Source organism: Sphingomonas phyllosphaerae FA2, assembly GCF_000427645.1.
In the GTDB taxonomy this organism is placed as follows: Bacteria; Pseudomonadota; Alphaproteobacteria; order Sphingomonadales; family Sphingomonadaceae; genus Sphingomonas; species Sphingomonas phyllosphaerae.
Genome location: NZ_ATYK01000004.1, coordinates 17,971 through 38,611 on the forward strand (window position 1 = coordinate 17,971; position 20,641 = coordinate 38,611).

Consider the following 20,641-nt stretch of genomic DNA (forward strand, 5'->3'; position numbering starts at 1 on the left):
GATCCGCAACCCCCTGTTAATCTTCGTAAACGCCGCGGCGTCTATCAGGGTGATGTTGCAGTCGCGCGACACCGTGAAAGTGTCGCAAGTCCCTGATCTGCAACCCGACTGTCATGATGACTGAGTAGGCCGCTCACGAACGAAACGGGTTAACGGGGGTCGTCAGATGAGCACGAACTATTGGAAGCTGGGCGCCGGCGATCTGGTTCAGGACTGGAGCGACGCGTCGCTGATCACCAAGGACGACGACTGGAGCCGCGTCCCGAGCATCATGGGCTTCCGCGGCGACGATCTGACGACGCGCACCGGCACCGACCCGCGCACGATCACCGGCAGCAGTGACGTCGTCGACGTGATCGCCAACCAGACCAACACCGCGATCACCAACGGCGGCGTGGCCGAGTTCGAGATCGCCAATCCGGTCGTCGCGCTGCAAGGCTCGGGCACTGCCGACGCGCCGTACCTGGCCTTCTATCTCGACGCGACCGGGCGCAGCGACGTGCACTTCACCGCGCTGATCCGCGACATCGACGGCACGTCCGACAATGCGATCCAGCAGGTTGCGGTCCAGTATCGGCTCAACGACACCGCGGCGTGGGTCGACCTGCCGTCCGCCTATATCGCCGATGCGACGACCGGCGGCACCGCGACGCAGGAAAGCAAGATCGACGTCACGCTGCCCGATGCGGCGAACGGCGTCGCGACGCTCCAGATCCGCATGATGACCACCAACGCGGTCGGCAACGACGAATGGGTCGGGATCGACGATATCCGCGTCACCAGCAACGGCGCGGGCGCGCCGCAGCCGGGCGCCTTGTCGATCGCCGATGCCACCACGATTGAGGGCAACAGTGGCACGCACGACATCGCCTTCACCGTCTCGCGGGTCGGCGGCAGCAGCGGCGCGGTCGAGGCCGACTGGAGCGTGACGCTGCCGGGTGGCGCGGACGGCGCGACCGCCGACGACTTCGCGGCGGGGACGGTCTTTTCGGGCAAGGTGCAGTTCGCCGATGGCCAGACCAGCGCGACGATCCGCCTGCCGGTGGTCGGCGATACGCTGCTGGAAGGCAACGAGAGCTTCTCGGTGGCGCTGTCGGGCGCGACCGGCGGCGCGACGCTCGACCGTGCGATCGCGACGGGGACGATCGTCAACGACGATATCGGCTATCGCACGATCGGCGCGATCCAGGGCATTGGCGCGAAGTCGGCGTTCGAGGGGCAGCAGGTGCTCACCACCGGCGTCGTTACCGCGATCGACAGCAACGGCTTCTATATCCAGGATTATGGCGACGGCGACGCGCGCACCTCGGATGCGATCTTCGTCTTTACCTCCGCGGCGCCGCAGGACGTGTTCATCGGCGACACGCTGACGATCGAGGGCCGCGTCAGCGAATATCGCGCCGGCACCGGCGGGCTGACCGTGACGCAGCTCAACCCGACGTCGATCACCGTCGACAGCTTCGGCGACGCGCTGCCCGACGCCGTCCTGATCGGGAAGGGCGGGCTGACGATCCCGACCGAGAAAATCACCGACGGCTTCGCCTTCTGGGAAGCGCTGGAGGGGATGCGCGTCACGCTCGATGCGCCGCACGTCGTCTCGAACACCACCGACGATCAGTGGCGCGAAACCGACGTCGTTGTCTCGGGCGGCGAAGGCGCGACCGGGCTGAACGCGCGCGGCGGGATCACGATCTCGCCGGGCGACTACAACCCCGAGAAGATCCAGCTACAGGCGGATCGCGCGGTGTTCGACGGCTTCGACCCGCAGTACAGCATCGGCGACCAGCTCTCGAGCGTCACCGGCGTCGTCAATTACGCCAACGCCACCTATGAAGTGATCGTCACCGAGGCGGTGTCGGTGACGAAGGACGTGACGCTCGCCAAGGAAATCTCGGCGCTCACGGGCGATGCGACGCACCTGTCGATCGCGACCTATAACGTCGAGAATCTCGACACCAGCGACGGCAAGTTCGACGTGCTGGCCAGCAACATCGTCTACAATTTGCGCGCGCCCGACATCGTCGCGTTGCAGGAGATTCAGGACGCCGACGGCGCGGGCACCGGCAGCGACCTGTCGGGGCAGAAGACCGCGCAGGGGCTGATCGATGCGATCGCCGCGATCAACGGTGGGCGCTACGCCTATGTCGAGATCGCGCCGACCGTCGCGGGGTCGACCGGCGGCGAGCCGGGCGGCAACATCCGCAACGGCTATCTCTACAACCTCGACCGCGTCGGCTATGTCGACGGCAGCGCGACGCTGATTACCGGCGATGCCTATGCCAACAGTCGCAAGCCGCTGGTCGCGACGTGGGACTTCCACGGCGAGCAGCTGACGACGATCAACGTCCACCTCACCTCGCGCGGCGGCAGCGAGCCGTTGTGGGGCGCCAACCAGCCCGCGTTGGACGCCGGCGATGCCGCCCGCACCGCCCAGGCGGCGGGGGTGAAGGCATGGGTCAACGACAAGCTCGCCGCCGACCCGTCGCTCAACATCGCGATCATGGGCGACTGGAACGGCTTCTATTTCGAACAGGCGCAGACCCAGCTCACCGACCCGGCGCAGGGTGGCAAGTTCACCAACCTCAACACCTTGCTGCCCGAGGAAGAGCGCTACAGCTACATGTTCCAGGGCAATGCGCAGGCGCTCGACAACATGCTGGTGACCGGAGAGCTGCTGAACGGCGCGTCGTTCGACGCGGTGCACCTCAATTCGGAATTCGGCGGCGATCGCCCGACCGACCACGATCCGCAACTGGCGTTGCTCCAGCTCGGCCGCGATACGGCACCGGCGGTATTGGCGACCGACGCGTGGAGCGACGACGTCAGCCACGGTTATCACAGTGCCGCGTATCTGCGCTTCGGCGGCATGGAGCATCTGCACATCGCGTAAGGCGATACGGGGACGCCGGGGCCGGGGCTTATGCCTTTGTCCCGGCGTCCGGCCCCGCTTGCAGGCGCGTGGCGAGCGGTCATCCTCCCGGTATCGGCCCGGGGGGAGCGATGATGACGAGACGGATCGTGGCGACGGTAGGGCTTGCCGTTGCGCTGGTGGCGGCGACGATATCGACCGGCCGGATGCCTGGTTCGGCACATGGACGCTCCGGCTGCGTACGCCGGGCGAGCCCCCCGAAACGCTGATCTACAGCGATGCGGGGGAGGGCGCGATGCGGATGGTTTCGGTCGAGGACAAAAGCGAGATCGTCACCCGCCTCGACGGACGCCCCGCCGCCGACCGTGGCGCGAACGCCGGTCGCGGCCACACGCTGGCGGTCACCGCGGTGTCGCCGACGCAATATCGCTGGACGTTCGCGATCGCCGGCGCGCCCTACGTTCGCGGCATCAACACGCTCGCGGTGGATCGCCGGTCGTTCACCGAAGTGAGCTGGCTGGTCGCCAAGCCGGCCAAGAAGGTCACGCTCGTCTACGACCGGCAATAAGGCGGTGGACGTGGTGGCTATTGCGGTACCGTTGCCGGCGTCGCCTGCGCCACCCGCGTGCGCGCGGCCTCGCTCATCGCATCGGTATCGGTCAGGTCGACGATATGCACCGTCGCTGGGCCGGAGCGCTGCGGGATGCGGCTACCCAAAATGATCTCGAACGGCGCGCGAACGGTGAACCGGTCGATGCGGTAGAGCCCGGGATCGGTCGGTTGCAGGTCCAGCGGGATGTAGCGGCGCGCGCCGACATGCTTCAGGATCGAGGGCTGCCACGGGCCGAGGCCGTTGCTGCGCAACAGCTCGACGTCGGCGGTGCGGCCATCCGGGCGGATCCAATAGCCGACATCCGCCCATTGCACCTCGTCGCTGCTAGCACGACCGTTGAATTCGCGGGACGGATTGATGTCCTTGATATCGGGTGCATACAGCAACGCCGGGCTGCGCTTTCCCGATTGGCGCAACCGTGCCGCCAGCGCGTCGATCGCACCCGCATCGCCCTTCCGCACCGCGATCCGCATCCGCAGGATGTCGCGCAGCTCGCCGATCGCCGACTGCGCGGGACCGGCGACCGCGACGCTCTCGTCGGCCAATCGTCCGGCGTTGCGGAACTGCCCGCGCATCAGCGCGACCCACGCCTGCCGGAACGTCGCGTTCGCGGCCATCGCCGGTTGCCCGTTGTCGCGCCCGCGCTGCGCCACCTTCTTGTAGATCCCCTCCGCCGCGCCCGGCATGTTGAGCGCGAGCAGGTCGTCGGCCAGTTGCAGCTCCTGCGTCAGCGTCGCAGCGTTGGTGGTGCCGATATGGGTGCGCAGCACCTCGACATTGTGGCGCGCGGCGTTGCGCCAGATCCGGTCCAGACCCTCATGCTCGGCGACCGTCGCCATCGTCGCATACAGGCTCGATACCGGTCCTGGGAGCTGCGCCGCATAGCGCTTGTTACGGCCGACCGCGCGTTGCAGCGTGCGCAGCGCATCGGTGTAGCGCGCGTCGGCGAATTGTTCGACCGACGCCTGCAACGACGCCTCAACCTCTTGCGCGGGCGGGCAATTCCGCGCGAGGCAGGCCGCCAGCTCCTTCTCGGCGCGGTGGCCGACGACGATGACGTCACGCAATGTCGTGGGTTCTGGCGGGGCAGGGGGCGGAGTGGTGGTGACCTGCGCCAGCAGGAGCAACAATCGGCCGGGCATCTAACGGACTCCTCGCCTTGACGCCGGTGACGGCTAGTTCGTTTCGTTCGTCATCGCGGTCGAAAGACCTTTCGCCACGCGCGCCCGATGCGCTTCGCTCATCGCCTGGGTTTCGGTCAGGTCGATGACGTGCACCGACATGCGCCCGGTGCGCTGTTCGATGCGTGTCCCCACTGGCGTCCCCATCGTGCCGCGTACCGTGAACCGGTCGATCCGGTAGAGCCCCGGTTCACCCTCCGCGAGCTTCGGTGGAACGTAGCGGCGCGCCCGGACCTGCTCCAGAATTACCGGCGACCATTGCCCCAGTTCGTTGGTGCGGAGCAGCTCGGCGTCCGCGATCCGGCCGTCGGGGCGGATCCAATAGCCGACGTCGGCGAACCGGATACTCGTGTCGGACTGAGACATGATCGCGATGGAACCCGGCGGCGGATTGATGTCCTCGATCGGCGGCGCATACAGCAGGATCGGTGGCGCGTTGGTCGACTGGCGGATGCGCGCAGCCAGCGCGTCGACCGCATCCTTGTCGCCCTTGCGCACCGCGACCCGCGTCCGAACGATGTCACGCAGTTGCGCCATCGTCGCGTCGCCCGGCCCGGCCAGCGCGACCGCCGCGTCGGCGAAGCGTTCGGCGTCGCGATTCCGGCCGCGCGCCAGCGCCAGCCAGGCGCGCCGGAACGTCGCGCCCGCCGCCAGATCGTTGCGGCCCGTGGCGGCGGCGTTGCGTTGGACCTTGGTGTAGGTGCCGTCGGCGAGATCGAACGCGCCTTGCGCGGCCATGTCGTCGGCGAACTTCAGCTCCTCGCCCATCGTCGCGAGGCTGGTGTCGCCCAATTGCCCCCGCAATGTCAGCAGGTTGTTGCGCGACGCGGTGCGCCACAGGTCCTCGTCCCCCTCATGCTCGGCGACCGTTGCGAGGGTTGCGTAGAGGCTGGATACCGGGCCCGGCAGCTCGGCGGCGTGGCGTTTGTTGCGGGTGATCGCGCGTTGCAGCGTGCGGCGCGCGTCGGTGTAGCGGCCGTCGGCGAATTGTTCGACCGACGCCTGCAACGATGCCTCAACCTCTTGCGCGGGCGGGCAATTCCGCGCGAGGCAGGCCGCCAGTTCCTTTTCCGCGCGGTGGCCGACGACGATCACGTCCTTCGGCTCCGCGGGGGTGGAGGAAGCGGCGACTTGCGCCAGCAGAAGCAGCAGCGGACCCGTCATGGAGCGAGGCTCACCCGCCGCCCACCCCATGTCAAGCGCGGTTTATCGCAGCTTCAGCGCCTTCAGCACCGCTAACCAGCTCACATATTTAAAGTTCTGCGTGTCGGGCGCGTTGTCGCCGTCCTGCGCGACGAACAGCCCGGCGGGATAGTCGCGGCCGAAATCGCCGAGCGCCAGTTCGACGCCGTCGGTATCACTGGTGCCGTCGATGGTGCCACCATTGATCCGAAAATACCCCGCGAAGGTGACGTCCGGTAGCCGGTAGAGCGTGTATTTGCTGTCGCCCTGACTGGAAACGACGAGAAATCCGCCGTCCCGTCCGCGCGGCGCGAGCGCGAGCCCTTCGGCATCGGCGACCAGCGTCTTGCCATCGACCTTCGCGACCGGCGTGGCGGTGACCGGCGCGGCGGGGTCGGCGGCGAAGCGCCAGAGGCCGACGTCTTCCTCCGCGACGTACAATTGCCCGGTGCGGTCGTCGGCGACGCAGCCCTCGGACTGTGTGGCGAGCTTCATCGAGCGCACCGTCGTGACGCGCGGGGTGGCGGCGGTCAGGTCGATCGCGACCTGATCGATGCGGCCGTCCTTCATCACCACGAACGCGAACAGCGCCTTGTCGCGCGCGCGCTGCCACAGGCACATGCCATAGGCCTCGCCCGCACCCGACGGATAGCGGCCGAGCGGCAGCAAGGTGGCGCGCGCGGTATCGAGCGTGAACAAGGCGACATGCCCGTGCGTCTTGTCGGCACGATCACTCGCCGCGACGATCACCCGCCCGCCGAGGTCGCGCAGGTCGACGTTGTTGAGCCGCGCCGCCGGGGTGAACGACAGCCGCTTGCCCTTCAGGTCGTAGACGTGGATGCCCGCCTGCTTGTCGGTGCCGATCACGAGGCTCTTCGCCGGGTCGCGCGGGTTGCGCCAGATCGCGGGATCGTCCGCGGCATCGGCGGCGGTGTCGACCGGATCGGTCTCGGCAGTCGCGGCGACGGTCGGTACCACGTCCGCGGCCGGCGTCGCGGTTGCGCAGGCCGACAGCAGCAGCGCGAGGGGAAGCGCGCGCTTCACAGCTTCACCCGCACGCCGCCGAAGATCGTGTAACCGAACTTCTCATATTCATACACGCGCTGGCGTTCGCCGTAATAGCGCACGCCCGCCGAGTTGGTGAGGTTCTTGCCCTCGACGAACAGGTTGATCTCCTTGGTGAGCTGGACGCTGCCAGTCGCGTCGAGCTGCCCGCGGCCCTCCCAATAGAGGTCGAGCGCCGGCAGATCGGCGTTGATCTCGTCGAGGTAATCGCTGCGCTTGGTATAGGCGACGCGCAGGTTCACGGGCCCGCGTTCGTAGAACAGGCTGGCGTTCCACATATGCGTCGACTGGCCGGGCAGGCGGAAGCGCGTGCGCCCGCCGAACGCGGTGTCGAAGCGCGCATCGCCCGCGGTATAGGTGTAATTGGCGAACACCCCGAACCCGCCGAGCGCGCCGGGCAGGAACGACAATTGCTGCTGCCAATTGACCTCGACGCCATAGAGCTTGCCCTCGCGCGCGTTGACCGGACGGCTGAGCACCGCCCCCGCGACGCCGTTATAGGTGCCGAAGCCGGTGACGTTGTAGCGATAGTCGCTGAGGTCCTTGTAGAACGCATTGACCGCGATCACCCCGAGCGGGCGGATGTAATATTCCAAGCCGGCATCGACATTGTTCGACAGCGTCGGGCGCAGATTCGGGTTACCGAATTCGACGCGCACCGTATTGCCCTCGGTCGTCTCCAGCACGCGCGGCGCGATTTGCGGGAAGTTGGGGCGGTTGATCGCGCGGGTCAGCGCGACGCGCCCGATCAGGTTCGGCGTGAACGCCTGACGCAGCGTCAGATTGGGGAAGAAATCGGTGTAGCTGGTGTCGCCGCGCGCATTGCCGATCACGCCCTTGGCGGAGACGGTCGGCGCCTCGCTGCGGAACGACGTCGCCTCGACGCGTAGCCCCGCGATCAGCGTCGTGTCGCCGAATTCGAACGTGCCCATCCCGAACATCGCCAGCAGCTTTTCGGTCGCGCGGTAATCGGCGCTGACCGATTGCGGCAGCCGGCGTTGCGCCGCGCTTTTGGTGGCGTCGAAATAGCTGTCGACCAAGCCGGTGTCGAAGCGGTCGCCGAGCGCATAGTCGAAGTTGCGCGAGTCTTCGTCGGACAGCAATCCGGCGAGCGTCTGGGTCGGCGCGGCGGACGCGCGCTGGTCGCGCAGCCGTTCCTCGTCGGCGCGGATGTTGCGGGCGCGGAACTTGCCGCCGGTCGACAGCGTCGCGGTGCCGCTGCCCAGCGGCTGCGGGATGTCCATGCGGATCTGCGCGGTGAATTCGTCGTTCTTCGTCGTGTTGCTGCGATAGCTGTTCTCGCGGAACCCGTAGCGATCGAGCTGGAGATGCTCGTTCGAGGTGAACAGCGAATAGCCGGGCAGATCGGTGTCGCGCCCGAAATCGTACGACAGGGTGGGGCGCAGCGTCGAGCGGAACACCAGCTCGTCGCGGCGCGGATAGGTCTGCGACGTCTCGCTGTACGCGACATCGGCGCGGACCTGCCCGTCGCCGAGTTGCTGCTCGATGCCGCCGGTGACGGTCTTGATCTCGTTGACCTGCTGGCGGTGGCGCAGCGCCTTTTCGATCCGCGTCTTGGTCCAGGTCGCGGCGGTGTCGGTCGATCCGGCGACCGGCGCGGCCTGATCGGCGTTCCAGGTGATGCCGATCCGGTCGCGATATTCATTGTCCTCGAACCGCGCATAGGTGCCGCGCACCCAGGTGCGCGTCGCGTCGGTGGGGCGCCATTCGAGCGCCGCGGTGCCCGCGATCCGCTCGCGCTTCGTCACGTAATCCTTGAACAGCGTCTCGGTGACGCGCAGCCCGGCGCTGGTCGGGGTCCAGGCGTTCTCGACATTGTCGGGCTGGCGATCGGTGCGCGAATAGCTGCCCGACAGCAGCAGGCCGAACTGGCGATCGGCGCCGAAGCGGTCGCCGACCGATCCCGACGCGCGGTAGTCGCTGCCCTTGCCGAACTGGTTGTAGCTGGCGCCCGCCATGCCCGTCAGCGCGAAGCCCTTGCGATCGAACGCCGAACGCGTGGTGATGTTGACCGCGCCCGCGATCGAATCCGCATCCTGATTGGGGAGCAGCGACTTGGTCACCTCCAGATTGGCGACGATGTCCGACGGCAAGGTATCGAGATCGACCGCGCGCGTCGTGGGATCGACCGACGGGATCTGGATGCCGTCGACCGAGATCGCTGACCATTCGCTCGGCGCGCCGCGCACGTTGATATAGCGGCCTTCGCCCTGATCGCGCTCGATCCCGACGCCGGGCGCGCGTTGCAGCGCCTCGGCGATGTTGGGATCGGGGAAGCGCCCGATCGCGTCGGCGGAGATGACGGTGATCGTGTTGTTGGCGGTGCGCTGCTGGTTGAGCGCGCGCGCGGTATTGTCGAACAGCGACGCGCCGCGCACGACGATGTCGCCGCTGTTTTCGCCGGCTGCGGGGAGCGTGATCTCGACATCGCGGACGCGCTCCGCGGCGGTGACGCCCTGCGTCGCCTGCGGGCGGCCGAGATAGTCGATCAGCAGCGTCACCGCGCTGGTCGCATCGGGGGTGGCGATCGTGAACCCGCCCTGCAGATCGGTGGTCGCCTGCGCGCCGGTGCCCTCGACGACGATCCGCGCGCCGGGCAGCGCCGCGCCGGTCGCGTCATAGACGTGCCCCGACACGCTCGGCCCCGCGACCGCGGCGACGGTGCCGGCGGGGGCGGCATCGGGCGCGGTGGTGTCGGCCGCTGCGGCGGGTTGCGCGGCGATGGCGAGTGCGATGAGCGAGACGCCCGCGAACGCGCGGACGCCGGAGTGAGTGACGAGCATGTGGCTCCCCCTTGGGCGCTGTGGTGCCGGCGTTGGCCGCCGGCCGGTGATGGGGGTGCGCATGACGGGGTTAGATGACGGAACGACGCAGGTTTGGTGACGTGGATATGACAGCGGTGGGGCTGTGGCTGTTGGGGCACAGCGGGGGGGGTGTTCGCATGAGCGAGCAGGCGGGAGGACATGAGCTGAGATCGCTGATCGTCATTGCGAGCGCAGCGACGCAATCCAGAGCCGGATCAGGACGCCCTGGATTGCTTCGCTACGCTCGCAATGACGTGGTCAAGTTGATGTCATTCCGCTCCAGCCCAGCTGCGCACGCTAGGTGTCGGCAGCCGGTTTGGATCACGCGGAGGCGCGGAGGACGCGGAGATGTACCGCGCGGTGTACGCGTGATCCTGTCATTACGGATCGCTCCAGATGTGGCGAGCGCAACATCTCTGCGTCCTTCGCGCCTCCGCGTGAAAACCCCTTTTTCTTACGCTCCTTCAGGAGCCCGAATGTCGACCATTCCTAGGATTCGATCGCGTAGGTGACGATCAGGGTCGCGGAGGTGTCGACCGGCTCGGGCGTGATGTCGATCGCGACCGGGGCGGGGGCGTAAGCGTTGGCACCGCGTGTGGCGGTAACGGCGATATCCTGCCCGCCCGATCGCGCCTCCGGGTCTTCCACGCTCAGCAAGCGTCCGAGCCGCGCACCGGAAGCCGCAGCGATCGCGGTGGCGCGGGCGCGCGCGTCGGCGATCGCCGCTGCCTGGGCGCGTTGCCGCGCGGCGCTGGGGCTGCCGAGCGAGAAGCCGCTGAGCCGGGCGTTGACGGCCCCCAGCCGGCTGGCAAGGCTCAGCGCGGTGCCCGCGTCCTTGACCGGGCTGATCCGCAGCGAACCTTCCATGACGGCGATATAGCCGCGCACCGCGCACGCACCCGAGGAGAGTTTGGGACGATCATCGTCGCCATCAGTGCCGAAGCAGGCACGGTCGCGCACCTCCACCATCGACAAATCGCCGGTTCGCAACACCGCCTTGGGGCCGAGCAACCCGGCCAGCCCCTCGGCGATTGCGGTGCGCTTGCGCGACAGGGCGCGGGCGGCGTCGTCGGTGCTGGTGCCCTCGCCGCGGATCGCGAACGACAGCGACGCCACGTCGGGATCGGTGCTGACCTTGCCGTGGCCGGTCACCCTGATCCGCGAGGGATCCTCGGCCGCGGTTGCCAGCGCGGGAGTCGCGACAAGCGCCGCCGCCAACAGGATGTTTCGTAGCATTAAGTTCCCCCGTCTTTTGGCCCAGCTTAGCCACGACGCGGCCCCTGTCGAGCGCGACTGATCGAGTGCGTGACTCATTGCGCCGCCGGTGAGTCAGGAAATCCGTCGGACAGCCACGTGCCGTCGCGCTACCTTCCGCCGTGTACCGCAGGAGGCCGCGATGACGCCCGATACGCTCCCCTATGCCCCGATCGAGCTGGTCGCGCGCAACCCGGCGCGTGGGGTGTACCGGCGCTGGCGGCTGCACGCGGCGCGCGACCTGTTCGGGCGCGTCACCGTCGAAACCGCATGGGGCCGGATCGGCGCGCCGGGGCGCACGCTGGTGCGCAGCTTCGCCGCCGAGGACGAGGCGTTGCGCTACGTGCGTGCGCTGCTGCGGCGTCGGGCGGGGGCGCCGCGGCGGATCGGCACCGGATATGTCGTCGCCTGACCTTGTCCACTCTGTCTCGATCCGCTATATCGCAGACAGGAAGGACAGCCTGATGACCGCGCTCGCCCGCTCGCTCGCCACCCCCGACACGCTGCGCCGCCGCGCGATGCAGGCGTTGACCGAGGCGGTCGCGCGCGCGCTCGACAGCGCCAGCGAGGAGACGCTGGCCGCGATCGTCGGCGCACAGGACCCGCGCGAGGCGCTGGCGATCGCGCCGCGCGACCTCGCCCCGCCGCCCCCCGAACGGCTCGCCGCCGAGCGCGCCGCGCGGGCGCGCACCGCCGGGTTCCGCGCCGAACTGGCGGCGCGGGTCGGGGGGATGTACGACCGCGCCGAGGTCGCCGAGCTGCTCGGCGTTACCCCCGCGGCGATCGACAAGCAGCGGCAACGGCGGCAGATTCTCGGCGTGCCTTATGGCAACGAAATCCGCTATCCGGCGGCGCAGTTCCGCGACGGCGCGGCGGTTGCCGGGCTCAAGCCGATCCTCGATGCGTTCGGCGACATGAACTCGTGGGGGCAGTTGCAATTGCTCGCCGCGCCGCTCGATGGGTTCGGGGATGCGCCCGCGTCGGTGCTCGCCTTGCTGGCGGACGGGGCCGATGCGGAGACGCGTGCGCGGCTGGCGGCGCTGGCGGCGGGCTGGGCGGCCTGACGCCGACCGATGCTGCGGCTGCGCCGGATGCGCGAGGGCGCGGTGTTTCACCGCATCCATCGCAAGGCCTTGTCGCCGCTGTTCTTCGGCCCGAACGGCGTGACCCCGCTGCAACGCTACGACGATCCGGCGGGCGGGTATAAGCTGTTGTATCTCGCGCTCGATCTGGAGACGGCGTTCGGCGAGACGCTGGTGCGCGTGCCGACCGTCACCGACGTGCTGTCGAGCGACGTGGCGGTGCGTGCGCGCAGCGAACTGGTCGCGCGGCGCGCGCTGAAACTATATCCGCTGGTCGATGCCGGCGTGTCGGCGCACGGCCTGTCGTTCACCGAGCTGCACGGCAGCGACTATCGCCGCACGCAGGCGATCGGCGCGGCAATCCACGCGGGGAGCAGCGCGGACGGGATCCTCTATACGTCGCGCTTCAATGACCGGCGCTGCGTCGCGCTGTTCGACCGCGCGCGTGATGCGGTGGCGATCACGACGACCGCCGCGCTGCTCCCCGAAGACGCGCACGCGCTCGCCGCGCGGTTCGGGAAGCAGTACGTCGATGCCTGAGCGCTAGAAGCGCGCCGACAGGCCGACCCGCACCGTCCGGCCGCGGACCTGATAATAGGTCGGGAAGGTGTTGAACCCATAGCCGATCCCGTAGGTCAGATCGTTGCCGATCAGCGGCGGGTCCTTGTCGAACAGGTTCTGGACGTTGAAGCGCACGTCGATGCCCTTTACCAGCGTCACATTGGTGTTGAAGTCGAAGTAGCTGCAGGCCGGGATGCGGTTGGCGAGCGGATAGGTCTGCCCCGTGGCCGCCTTGAGCACCGTGCTGCTCGACAGCTTCGAATTCTCGGTGCCGCCGATATAGCGCCAGGTGAAGCCGATGCCGCCCTTGATCCACGGCAGCTGCCAGTTGACGCCCGCGACATGCCGCCAGCGTGGCATCGGGTCCTGACAGGCGAAGCCGAAATAGCCGAGGCACGACCAGGACGGATTGCCGGGCGCGAACTGCTTCTCGAACTTGGTGGTCAGCGTGCCGTTGAAGTTCAGCCCGAACGTGCCGATGTTGTCGGCAATACCGAGCCGCTTAGGATCGAGCGAATAGCTGGTGCTGAAGTCGATCCCGCGCGTCGCGGTGTAGCCAGAATTGTTGTAGCGCGCATCGGCGACGACCAGCTGCCCGGTCTGCGGATCGCGCTGGTAGAACTGGCAGAAAAACTCGACCTTGTTGTCGTAGCATTGGTTGAACGCCATCCCGATCCGCGTCCATTCGAACGCGCCCTGGATGTTGATGTCGTACCAGTCGGCCGAGGCGGTGAAGCCGGGGATGCCGCGCGGTTGCAGCACCACGCCGAGCGTCTTGCTGCGCGAGCGTTCGGGTTGCAGCGCCGAATTGCCGCCGTTGACCAGCGTCGTCGGGCAATAACCCTGTGAATCGCACCCGGTGTAGCTGCTGAGCGCATCATATTGTGCGCGCGTCATCGCGACCGAGCATTGATCGAACGTGTAGCGCGTCGCGCCCTTGCCGTCGCTCGCGGCGCGCGGCGGGGCGCACAGATCGAGCATCGGCGTATTGGGGTAACGGTTCTCGCCCTCGAGCCGCTGCTGCACGCCCACGCGAACCGCGCGGTTGTAGCTGCCGCGGAAGCGCAACCCGTCGACCGGCGCCCAGCTCGCTTCCGCCTTCCAGCTGCGGATCAGCTTCTGGTAGACGTCGTAATCGGAGATCCGATAGCCGCCGTTGACGCTGAGTTCCTTGAAGAACGGCTTGTCCTCGATCAGCGGGATGTCGATCTCGCCGCCCAGCTCCTTGACGCTGGTACGCCCGTCATAGGTGGTGAAGATCGACCACGCGCCGAAGCCCTGCGACTGGTTGCGGTATTTGCGATATTCGCCGGTGACCGCGAAGCCGATACCGCTGGTCGCGAACGGGCTTTTGATGCCGTATTTTTCGAGCGTGCCGGAGATGACGCCGTTGACGACCTGCAGGTCGTTCTGCTGGCGACGGCTGCCGTCGCCGGTCACGTAATTATAGACCGCGTCGCTGATCGTCGAATTGGAGGAAAAGGCGTCGATCGGTTGGCAGCTGGGATCGCTGCCGTCGATCGTGGACAGGCAAGTCGGCACGCCGTTCACGTTGCGGACCTGCAACCCCTTGGTCAGGCGGTCGGCCTGATCGGCGAAGTTGAGATGGTCGGACGACCCCTCCATGATGTTGCGGGTCTGCTGGTAGCTGAGTTCGAAGCGGATGTTGTCGACGATCCGCCCCGACAGGTTGAGCGCGCCGCGCCAGTCGGTGGTGCTGTTGCGGAAATTCTGGATCATCCCCGGGCGGAACAGCGACAGCGCGATCGGATCGCTGAGCGCGGTGGTGCCGGCCTTAGCGCCGCAGATCTCCTGCGCCTGCGCCGCGCTGAGGTACGGATTGTCGCAATTGACCGGCGAGGACGGGGTATACATGCCGCCGTCGACCGAGTTCGCGCCGCGCTCGTTGATCCGGCTGTAGAGGAAGCTGCCGTTGAGCCGCAGCCCGAGCGGCAGCTCCGCGGTCAGGAAGCCGCCGGCATTGTAGGTTTCGCTGCGGCGCTGGATCGAATCGACGCGCTGGATGCGCACCTCGTCGGCGGTGTCATACGGGCGGAAGGCGCGCGACCCATCAAGGGCGTTGGTGCGATCCTGTCCGTTGATGTTGAAGTAATTGTACGGGTTGTAGGTGGTGCCGTCGCAGGCATAGCTGGTGTTGCCGGCGTCGCGATTGTTCGGATCGAACATCAGCAACGGGCAATTGACCGTGTCGATCTCGCGATACTGGATCGGCAGCGCCAGCTTGTAGGTCGCGAACGCGCTGATGTTGAGCGCACCGCCGAGCAGGTTCTTGCCTGCCGCCAGCGACGCGAAGTAATTGCCGCCGCCCAGCCACGGCCCGCGCGGATAGCTGTAGCCGGCCTTTTGCGCGGTCTCGCGCAGCAGCTGGCTGTCGTTGTTGTGGCTGAACCCGCTGACCTCGCCGTCGAAGGCGATGCCGTCGAACTTGCGCTTGAGGACGAAATTGACGACGCCCGCGATCGCGTCCGAGCCATAGACCGCCGACGCGCCGCCGGTCATGATGTCGATCCGGTCGATCAGCGCGCCGGGGATGATGTTGACGTCATTGTCCATCCGCTGCCCGTTGAGCAGCGTCAGCGTGCGGCCCGCGCCGAGATTGCGCAGGCCGACCGACGCCGCGCCCGACGTCCAGCTCTGCCCCTGCAACCCGAGCATCGGGGTGACCTGCGGCAATTGCGCGAGCGCATCCTCGACGCGTGCGAGCCCGCGCTCCTTGAGATAGGTCGAGTCGATCGTCGCGATCGGCGCGTTGCTCGTCATGTTGGGGCGGATGATCCGCGTGCCGGTGACGATGACGTCGCCGGGATCGGCCTTGTCCTGCTTCGCGTCGATGCGGTCGGTCGAGGCGGCGACGCCGGTGACGGGGGGCGTTTCGTCCTGTGGCGCAGGGGTTATGCTATCGGCGGCGACTTGTGCAGCGGCGACACCCGGCCACGCCAGCGCGAGAAGCGACACTCCCAAGAGCTGCCGTGCGCAACGAAATTCCCCCATTTCGGATTCCCCGCGTTATTTTTGTAGGAGCATTCAAGCACATCGCTGACGTTATGACAAATATATTATACAGTATTTTTAGTCTGTGATTAGCGGCTGCTTTGCGTCGGCCGCATGCCAAGCGTCGCGAACCGACCGACTGGACGCCGTTCGGGGAAGCAGCGTATCGATCCGTAAGCGGCTTGGTCAGCGCGCCGCCGCGATCGTCGCCTGTCGCGCGATCAATTGCCAGCCGCCAGCGCGCTTCGCCCAGACATCGGTGAACGGGCGGGTGACCTGCTTGCCCGCGCCCGGCCCCTTGAGCGGGACCATCGTGTCATATCCCATGACGACCGTCACCTCGGGCTTCTCGCCGACGAAGGTGATGTGCTTGCGGAAATCCTTATAGTCGAGGAAGTCCTGCGCCATCAGCGCGATCACCTCCTCGCGGTGCAGCACGGCGTCGCCGGGCGAGTTGACCACGAAATCCTCGGCCCACACCGTGCGCACGCCGTTCGCGTCATGCGCCATCATCGCTTTCCCCAAGCGCCCGTACGCCTGACCGATCTCGGGCGGCATCCGCACGCCGGGGGCGAGCTGGGCGAGGGCGGGGGTGGGGGCGGCGACGATCAGTGCGAGCAGCGGTGCGGCGATCCTGTACATCACCTTCTCTCCCATGCGCGGCGCCATCATGCCGTACGCCGACAGCCGTCGCAATGGTCAGGTGCCGCTGTCCACTGCCGGCGCCAGCCGTGCGCGGAGCAAGGTCGCGAACCGTTCGACCGGGCACAGCCGCGCGCAGCCCGGCACCGTCATCGGCGTCGTCGTGACGTGGCGCCCCAGTCGGCCCAGTTCCGCAGGGGTCTGCGTCCGGTACGACAGGCGTATGAAGCGTGCGCCGCGGGCGTCGCGTAGCCGCTCCATCACCAGCACGCCCGCCGGAGCGGTGTCGTTTCTCGCATAGCCGGGTGAGACCAGATCGACCCCCAGTGCCGCCGCGAGCGCGGTGACGTTGGTGTCGTGGCCGACCAGCAGGTCGAGCGCGGGGCCATCCTGCGCGGTCAGCGATGCGATCACGCGGCGGCCGAGCGGGCCGGCCTGGTGCGCGGCCATATAGGGGGAGCGCGTGAAGATGTCGAACAGCGCGGCGTGCAATCGCCCGATGCGCTCCAGCACCGCTGGCGTCGCGCGGCCCCAGCCGGGGTGCGGCATCCCCTCGGCGGCTTCGAGCAGCAACACCTGCGCGATGCCGGAGGTGCGGCGGATCGGGCCGTCGAGGTCGATCCCGCGCCCGTCGGCGGTCGCGCGCAAGGCGGAGGGCGCGCCGGGGCTGCACGTCGGCTGCGCGCACGCCAGCACGCGGTCGAGCAGCCGCAGTTCGCCGGCGTGCTTCGTCACCAGCCGGTCCATGCCGCCGGTGAATTTCTCGATCGAGGCGATCGCGTCGGCGGCGCGGAAGTCGGTGGTGTGGGCGCGGAGCGCCTCGAACAGCGGGTCGACCTCGCCCACCGCGCGGTGCCCGACGGTGATGGCGCACGTCGGCGCGAAGCCGGCGAGATAGGCCGTTCCGCTGTCGATCGTCCGCTGGCTGACGTTGGTCCAGACGCGGACGCTGCCCGCGGCCGGGCAGCCGGTTGCGGGGACCACGCCCAGCGCGGCGAGCCACGCATGATCGGCGCGGCCGCGCGCCTGCAACGCGCGCGCGCCGTGCGGGGTGATCTGCTCCGCCGCGACCGGCCATGCCGGCCACGGCGCGGCGGTGCGCGTGCCCGCGGGCACCTCGCCGTCGATCGGCGCGCGCACGCCGTGGCGCATCACCATCACCACGCGCTCGACCGTCGGGGCGGCGTTCGCGACGGTGGGGGTGAGCGCGAGCGCGATGGCGAGCAGGGTGCGGGCGAGGTTCATAGGTTTTCAATGACGAGTGTGGTTAGAGTGCGGCTCATATCCTTCGTAAGCCGTGCCCCGGCGGAGGCCGGGGTCCAGTTGGGAAGGTGTTTCGGTTGGCTACAAACGTCCCCCAACTGGGCCCCGGCCTTCGCCGGGGTACAAGAAGGGGAGGTTCGCAGAGGTTTCGCGTCCGCCGGGGTGGTATGGCGTGGCCTTTACCGTCGCCTCGGCCCTGAGCCGGGGTCCCGCTTCTGACCTGACCGTTGCAGAAGAAGCGGGGCCCCGGATCGAGTCCGGGGCGACGGTGGTGGGCGGGTGCCTTACCGCGTCATCGTCAGGCTGATCTGGAAGACGCGGCCGGTCTTCAGATAGCCGCCGTTGCGGTCGTTCGAGATGTACTTCTCCGACTTGCCGACCGTCGTCCAGTAGCTGGCGCTGTCGAGCAGGTTGCGCGCCGACACGCCGATCTCGAGGTGATCGGTCGCCGCGAAGGCGAGACCGAAGTTCAGCTCCTTGAGCGGCTGGACGTAGATGTCGGGCTGGCTGTCCTGCACCGTCGCCAGCACGCTGCCGGTGTAATTGTACCACAGGTTCGCGCGCATCGGCCCGGCGGCGTAGAACAGTTCGGCGTTGTAGATCAGGTTCGGCGCCTGCGGCAGCCGCGAGGTGCGGATGTCGCTGGCGGCGATCTGATAGGTCGCCTCGGTCTTCTGCCACGTCACGTTACCGCCGACGCCGACGCCGCTGAGCAGCGGCGACGTGACGAGATCGCCGATCGTGAAGCGCCCCGACGCCTCGATGCCGGTCGCCTTGCCGGTGCCGCCGTTGTTCGGGCGCGTGTACTGGATGCCGTCGATCGTCTGGCCGGCGGTGCGCACCGCGGTGGGGACGAGGATGTTCGTCAGATCCTTGTGATAGACCGCAACCTGCGCATAGCGGCCGGTGCCGCCGTAATATTCGACGCCCAGGTCGTAGCTCCACGCCTGCACCGGCTTCAGGTTCGGGTTCGGCTGAATGATCGCGGTGATGACCGACTGGCCGGTCTTCGGATCGATGTCGCGCGTGATGCGCGTCGGGCCGGCGAGCTGGTCGAACGCCGGGCGCGCATAGCTGGAGCGCACCGCACCGCGCACTACGAAGCGCTCGTCGGGACGCCATGCCGCCAGCACGCTGGGGTCGACATGGTCGTAGCGGCGACCGGCGTTGACGAAGCGCGCGCCATCGGCGTCGGACAAATAATAGCGCGCCGAGAAGTCGTTCGCCTCGTAGCGCACGCCCGGCACCAGCTCGAAATTGCCGGCGGCGAGCGTCGCGGTGGCGTAGAGCGCCTTGCGCTGCTCCTCGCCCTGCAACAGCCCCTGGTTGATCGTCGCCTGCGACACCGCGACCGACGGCACCAGCAACCGCGCCTGGCTGTCGAGCTGCGCGCGCGACAGCACCTTGATCGGGCGGACCGGGTAGTAATCGAGGAAGTCCTTGAGGACGTAGCCCAGATATTCGTTGATCGTCGGACCCGTAACGCTGCCGTTCTGGAGCGGGGTCTTGAACCGGTAGCGCGTCGCGTCGGGCGCGAGCGAGCGGCCGGTGCGATCCGCATCCTCGTACAGCCCGCCCACTTCGACGCGGCGCAACACGCCGTCGCCGTCATGCCCGATGCTGGCGCGCAGCGTCTTCTTCTTCTCGCTCAGATAGTCATAGCCCTGCTGGACGTAGAGCTGCGTCGGACGATCGAGCGACGCGACATAGGCTTGCGCGCCGGTCGACAGCACCGGGCGCGGCGAGATCGGGTTGGACAGGTCGACCCCCCACGCCTCGGTCGCGGTGCCGCTCTGCGTGGCGTTGCCGTAGGAGATGCCGCGGAACGCCGCCTCGATGCGCGTCGGCTGGTCGAAGCGGCCATCGGCATAGGCGCCCTCCAGCGCGGCGGTGAAGCCGTTCCAATGCGCCTTCGCGCCGAGTTGCGCGGAGAACAATTCCTGCTCGACGTCCTCGGTGCGGAAATAGCTGGCCGGGTTGACGCCGATCGGCGCGTAGACGCCCGCGGCATTATAGGCGGTGGTCTTGCCGCCGTTGTGCGCCTGCGACGGATTGGGGTTGGTCTGACCGCTGGTCAGCTCGTTGCGCAGGCCGGTCTGGTTCATCGTGTTGGTGTTGAGGTACGTCGCGTAATTGACGCGCGCGTACAGATCGACCGGATCGGTGCGCATGTCGAGCGAACCGCTCGCGCCGTAGCGCTTGATCTTGTTGTTGTAGAAATTCCACTGCACGCCGTCCGCCGACAGCGCATCCGCGTTGGCGCGCGCGGTGCCGACGTTGACCTTCGTGGTCTTGTAATCGTTCTGCACCGCGGTCGATTCCGCGGCATTGGCGCGTTCCTCGTAATAGCCCGCGATGTAGAAGCCGAACTGCTGCGCGTCGCCGAACCGGCGTGCCGCGTCGATCCCCATCGCGCCGCCCCATGCTTCCTGGCTGCGATCGAGCGCGAGGCCCGCGCCCTGCGCCAGCACGCGGCCGCGCGTGAAGTTGGTGCTGAAATCGAACGCGGTCGGGGTGCGCAGGTCGATGATGCCGGCGATCGCATCGGCGTCACGCGACGCGCCCGGGGTCTTGTCGACCACCAGCCCGCCGATCGCGAACGGCGAGAACAGGTTGAGCGAGATCGCGCGCCCGCTGCCCGCGGTCTGCGGCAAGCGCACGCCGTCCAGCGTATAGGCGTTGAACCCGGTGTCGAAGCCGCGGATCGTCGCGAACTGCGTCTCGCCGGTCGCGCTCTGGTTGCGGCCCTGATCGCGCGCCACCGACACGCCGGGCAGCCGCCGCGCGAGATCGGTGACGTTGGTCTGCGAGTTGATCGCGACGTCGCCGGTGGTGATGATGTCGACCACGCCGGGCATGTTGCGCTCTTCGGCCAGCGCGCTGCGATCACGACGGCCGTTGATGACGATGTCGCCGGTCAGCATCTCGCTGGTCGTCTGTCCCGCGGTGTCGGTCGCGTCGGGCGCGCGCTCCTGCGCGAACGCGGGCAGGCTGAGCGCGAGCGCCGAACAGGTCAGCAACTGACGGACGCAGGACGAACGAAGCCGACGCCGCCGGACGCCCGGCAGCGGAAGATGCGAGAACATGGAACC

Annotated in this window: 14 protein-coding genes; 5 read left to right on the forward strand and 9 right to left on the reverse strand. The window is 67.9% G+C overall.

Features of this window, described 5'->3' with window-relative positions; all coding sequences use genetic code 11:
- Positions 1 to 166 precede the first annotated feature (166 nt).
- Positions 167 to 2,890 (forward strand): Calx-beta domain-containing protein, encoded by a 2,724-nt coding sequence (locus SPHPH_RS18355; protein WP_051272706.1) that lies wholly within the window; start codon positions 167 to 169, stop codon positions 2,888 to 2,890.
- A gap of 274 nt (positions 2,891 to 3,164) precedes the next feature.
- Complete coding sequence (locus SPHPH_RS0100095) at positions 3,165 to 3,437, forward strand: hypothetical protein (RefSeq protein WP_028964886.1); 273 nt, start codon at positions 3,165 to 3,167, stop codon at positions 3,435 to 3,437.
- A 17-nt stretch (positions 3,438 to 3,454) separates the two neighbouring features.
- On the opposite strand, the gene SPHPH_RS0100100 is transcribed toward SPHPH_RS0100095, so the two are convergent.
- The 5 genes from SPHPH_RS0100100 to SPHPH_RS20285 all read right to left on the reverse strand — a co-directional run bounded on the left by SPHPH_RS0100100 (position 3,455) and on the right by SPHPH_RS20285 (position 10,971).
- The gene (locus tag SPHPH_RS0100100; RefSeq protein WP_156025715.1) at positions 3,455 to 4,624 is read right to left on the reverse strand and encodes a hypothetical protein; all 1,170 of its coding nucleotides are present in this window, start codon (positions 4,622 to 4,624) and stop codon (positions 3,455 to 3,457) included.
- Between the two features lie 33 nt (positions 4,625 to 4,657).
- Positions 4,658 to 5,827 carry a hypothetical protein gene (locus SPHPH_RS0100105; RefSeq protein WP_028964888.1) on the reverse strand — a complete coding sequence of 390 codons (1,170 nt, stop codon included), beginning with the start codon at positions 5,825 to 5,827 and terminating at the stop codon, positions 4,658 to 4,660.
- A gap of 42 nt (positions 5,828 to 5,869) precedes the next feature.
- Positions 5,870 to 6,889 carry a phytase gene (locus SPHPH_RS0100110; RefSeq protein ID WP_028964889.1) on the reverse strand — a complete coding sequence of 340 codons (1,020 nt, stop codon included), beginning with the start codon at positions 6,887 to 6,889 and terminating at the stop codon, positions 5,870 to 5,872.
- Complete coding sequence (locus tag SPHPH_RS0100115) at positions 6,886 to 9,714, reverse strand: TonB-dependent receptor (RefSeq protein ID WP_051272708.1); 2,829 nt, start codon at positions 9,712 to 9,714, stop codon at positions 6,886 to 6,888. The genes SPHPH_RS0100110 and SPHPH_RS0100115 overlap by 4 nt, the downstream gene beginning before the upstream one ends.
- A 510-nt stretch (positions 9,715 to 10,224) precedes the next feature.
- Complete coding sequence (locus SPHPH_RS20285) at positions 10,225 to 10,971, reverse strand: SIMPL domain-containing protein (protein WP_051272709.1); 747 nt, start codon at positions 10,969 to 10,971, stop codon at positions 10,225 to 10,227.
- 160 nt (positions 10,972 to 11,131) lie between these two features.
- Here SPHPH_RS20285 and SPHPH_RS0100125 point away from each other — a divergent pair, with 160 nt between their 5' ends.
- The 3 genes from SPHPH_RS0100125 to SPHPH_RS0100135 are packed head-to-tail and all read left to right on the forward strand — an operon-like array spanning position 11,132 to position 12,611.
- The gene (locus SPHPH_RS0100125; protein WP_037487748.1) at positions 11,132 to 11,401 is read left to right on the forward strand and encodes a WGR domain-containing protein; all 270 of its coding nucleotides are present in this window, start codon (positions 11,132 to 11,134) and stop codon (positions 11,399 to 11,401) included.
- A gap of 52 nt (positions 11,402 to 11,453) precedes the next feature.
- The gene (locus SPHPH_RS0100130; RefSeq protein ID WP_051272711.1) at positions 11,454 to 12,053 is read left to right on the forward strand and encodes a hypothetical protein; all 600 of its coding nucleotides are present in this window, start codon (positions 11,454 to 11,456) and stop codon (positions 12,051 to 12,053) included.
- Positions 12,054 to 12,062: 9 nt separating this feature from the next.
- Complete coding sequence (locus SPHPH_RS0100135; protein WP_028964893.1) at positions 12,063 to 12,611, forward strand: RES family NAD+ phosphorylase; 549 nt, start codon at positions 12,063 to 12,065, stop codon at positions 12,609 to 12,611.
- 3 nt (positions 12,612 to 12,614) lie between these two features.
- Here SPHPH_RS0100135 and SPHPH_RS0100140 read toward each other — a convergent pair whose 3' ends face one another.
- The 4 genes from SPHPH_RS0100140 to SPHPH_RS0100155 all read right to left on the reverse strand — a co-directional run bounded on the left by SPHPH_RS0100140 (position 12,615) and on the right by SPHPH_RS0100155 (position 20,635).
- Complete coding sequence (locus tag SPHPH_RS0100140; protein ID WP_028964894.1) at positions 12,615 to 15,608, reverse strand: TonB-dependent receptor domain-containing protein; 2,994 nt, start codon at positions 15,606 to 15,608, stop codon at positions 12,615 to 12,617.
- 222 nt (positions 15,609 to 15,830) lie between these two features.
- Complete coding sequence (locus tag SPHPH_RS0100145; RefSeq protein WP_028964895.1) at positions 15,831 to 16,316, reverse strand: nuclear transport factor 2 family protein; 486 nt, start codon at positions 16,314 to 16,316, stop codon at positions 15,831 to 15,833.
- A 27-nt stretch (positions 16,317 to 16,343) separates the two neighbouring features.
- The gene (locus tag SPHPH_RS0100150) at positions 16,344 to 17,531 is read right to left on the reverse strand and encodes a histidine-type phosphatase (protein WP_037487752.1); all 1,188 of its coding nucleotides are present in this window, start codon (positions 17,529 to 17,531) and stop codon (positions 16,344 to 16,346) included.
- Between the two features lie 302 nt (positions 17,532 to 17,833).
- The gene (locus SPHPH_RS0100155; protein ID WP_028964897.1) at positions 17,834 to 20,635 is read right to left on the reverse strand and encodes a TonB-dependent receptor; all 2,802 of its coding nucleotides are present in this window, start codon (positions 20,633 to 20,635) and stop codon (positions 17,834 to 17,836) included.
- Between the last annotated feature and the right edge of the window lie 6 nt (positions 20,636 to 20,641).

Coding starts and splice junctions, on each gene's coding strand:
- SPHPH_RS0100135 (WP_028964893.1), top strand. CDS start 12,063: ATGCTGCGGCTGCGCCGGATGCGCGAGGGCGCGGTGTTTCACCGCATC.
- SPHPH_RS0100150 (WP_037487752.1), bottom strand. CDS start 17,531: ATGAACCTCGCCCGCACCCTGCTCGCCATCGCGCTCGCGCTCACCCCC.
- SPHPH_RS0100125 (WP_037487748.1), top strand. CDS start 11,132: ATGACGCCCGATACGCTCCCCTATGCCCCGATCGAGCTGGTCGCGCGC.
- SPHPH_RS0100155 (WP_028964897.1), bottom strand. CDS start 20,635: ATGTTCTCGCATCTTCCGCTGCCGGGCGTCCGGCGGCGTCGGCTTCGT.
- SPHPH_RS0100100 (WP_156025715.1), bottom strand. CDS start 4,624: ATGCCCGGCCGATTGTTGCTCCTGCTGGCGCAGGTCACCACCACTCCG.
- SPHPH_RS0100105 (WP_028964888.1), bottom strand. CDS start 5,827: ATGACGGGTCCGCTGCTGCTTCTGCTGGCGCAAGTCGCCGCTTCCTCC.
- SPHPH_RS0100145 (WP_028964895.1), bottom strand. CDS start 16,316: ATGATGGCGCCGCGCATGGGAGAGAAGGTGATGTACAGGATCGCCGCA.
- SPHPH_RS0100130 (WP_051272711.1), top strand. CDS start 11,454: ATGACCGCGCTCGCCCGCTCGCTCGCCACCCCCGACACGCTGCGCCGC.
- SPHPH_RS0100115 (WP_051272708.1), bottom strand. CDS start 9,714: ATGCTCGTCACTCACTCCGGCGTCCGCGCGTTCGCGGGCGTCTCGCTC.
- SPHPH_RS0100095 (WP_028964886.1), top strand. CDS start 3,165: ATGCGGATGGTTTCGGTCGAGGACAAAAGCGAGATCGTCACCCGCCTC.
- SPHPH_RS18355 (WP_051272706.1), top strand. CDS start 167: ATGAGCACGAACTATTGGAAGCTGGGCGCCGGCGATCTGGTTCAGGAC.
- SPHPH_RS20285 (WP_051272709.1), bottom strand. CDS start 10,971: ATGCTACGAAACATCCTGTTGGCGGCGGCGCTTGTCGCGACTCCCGCG.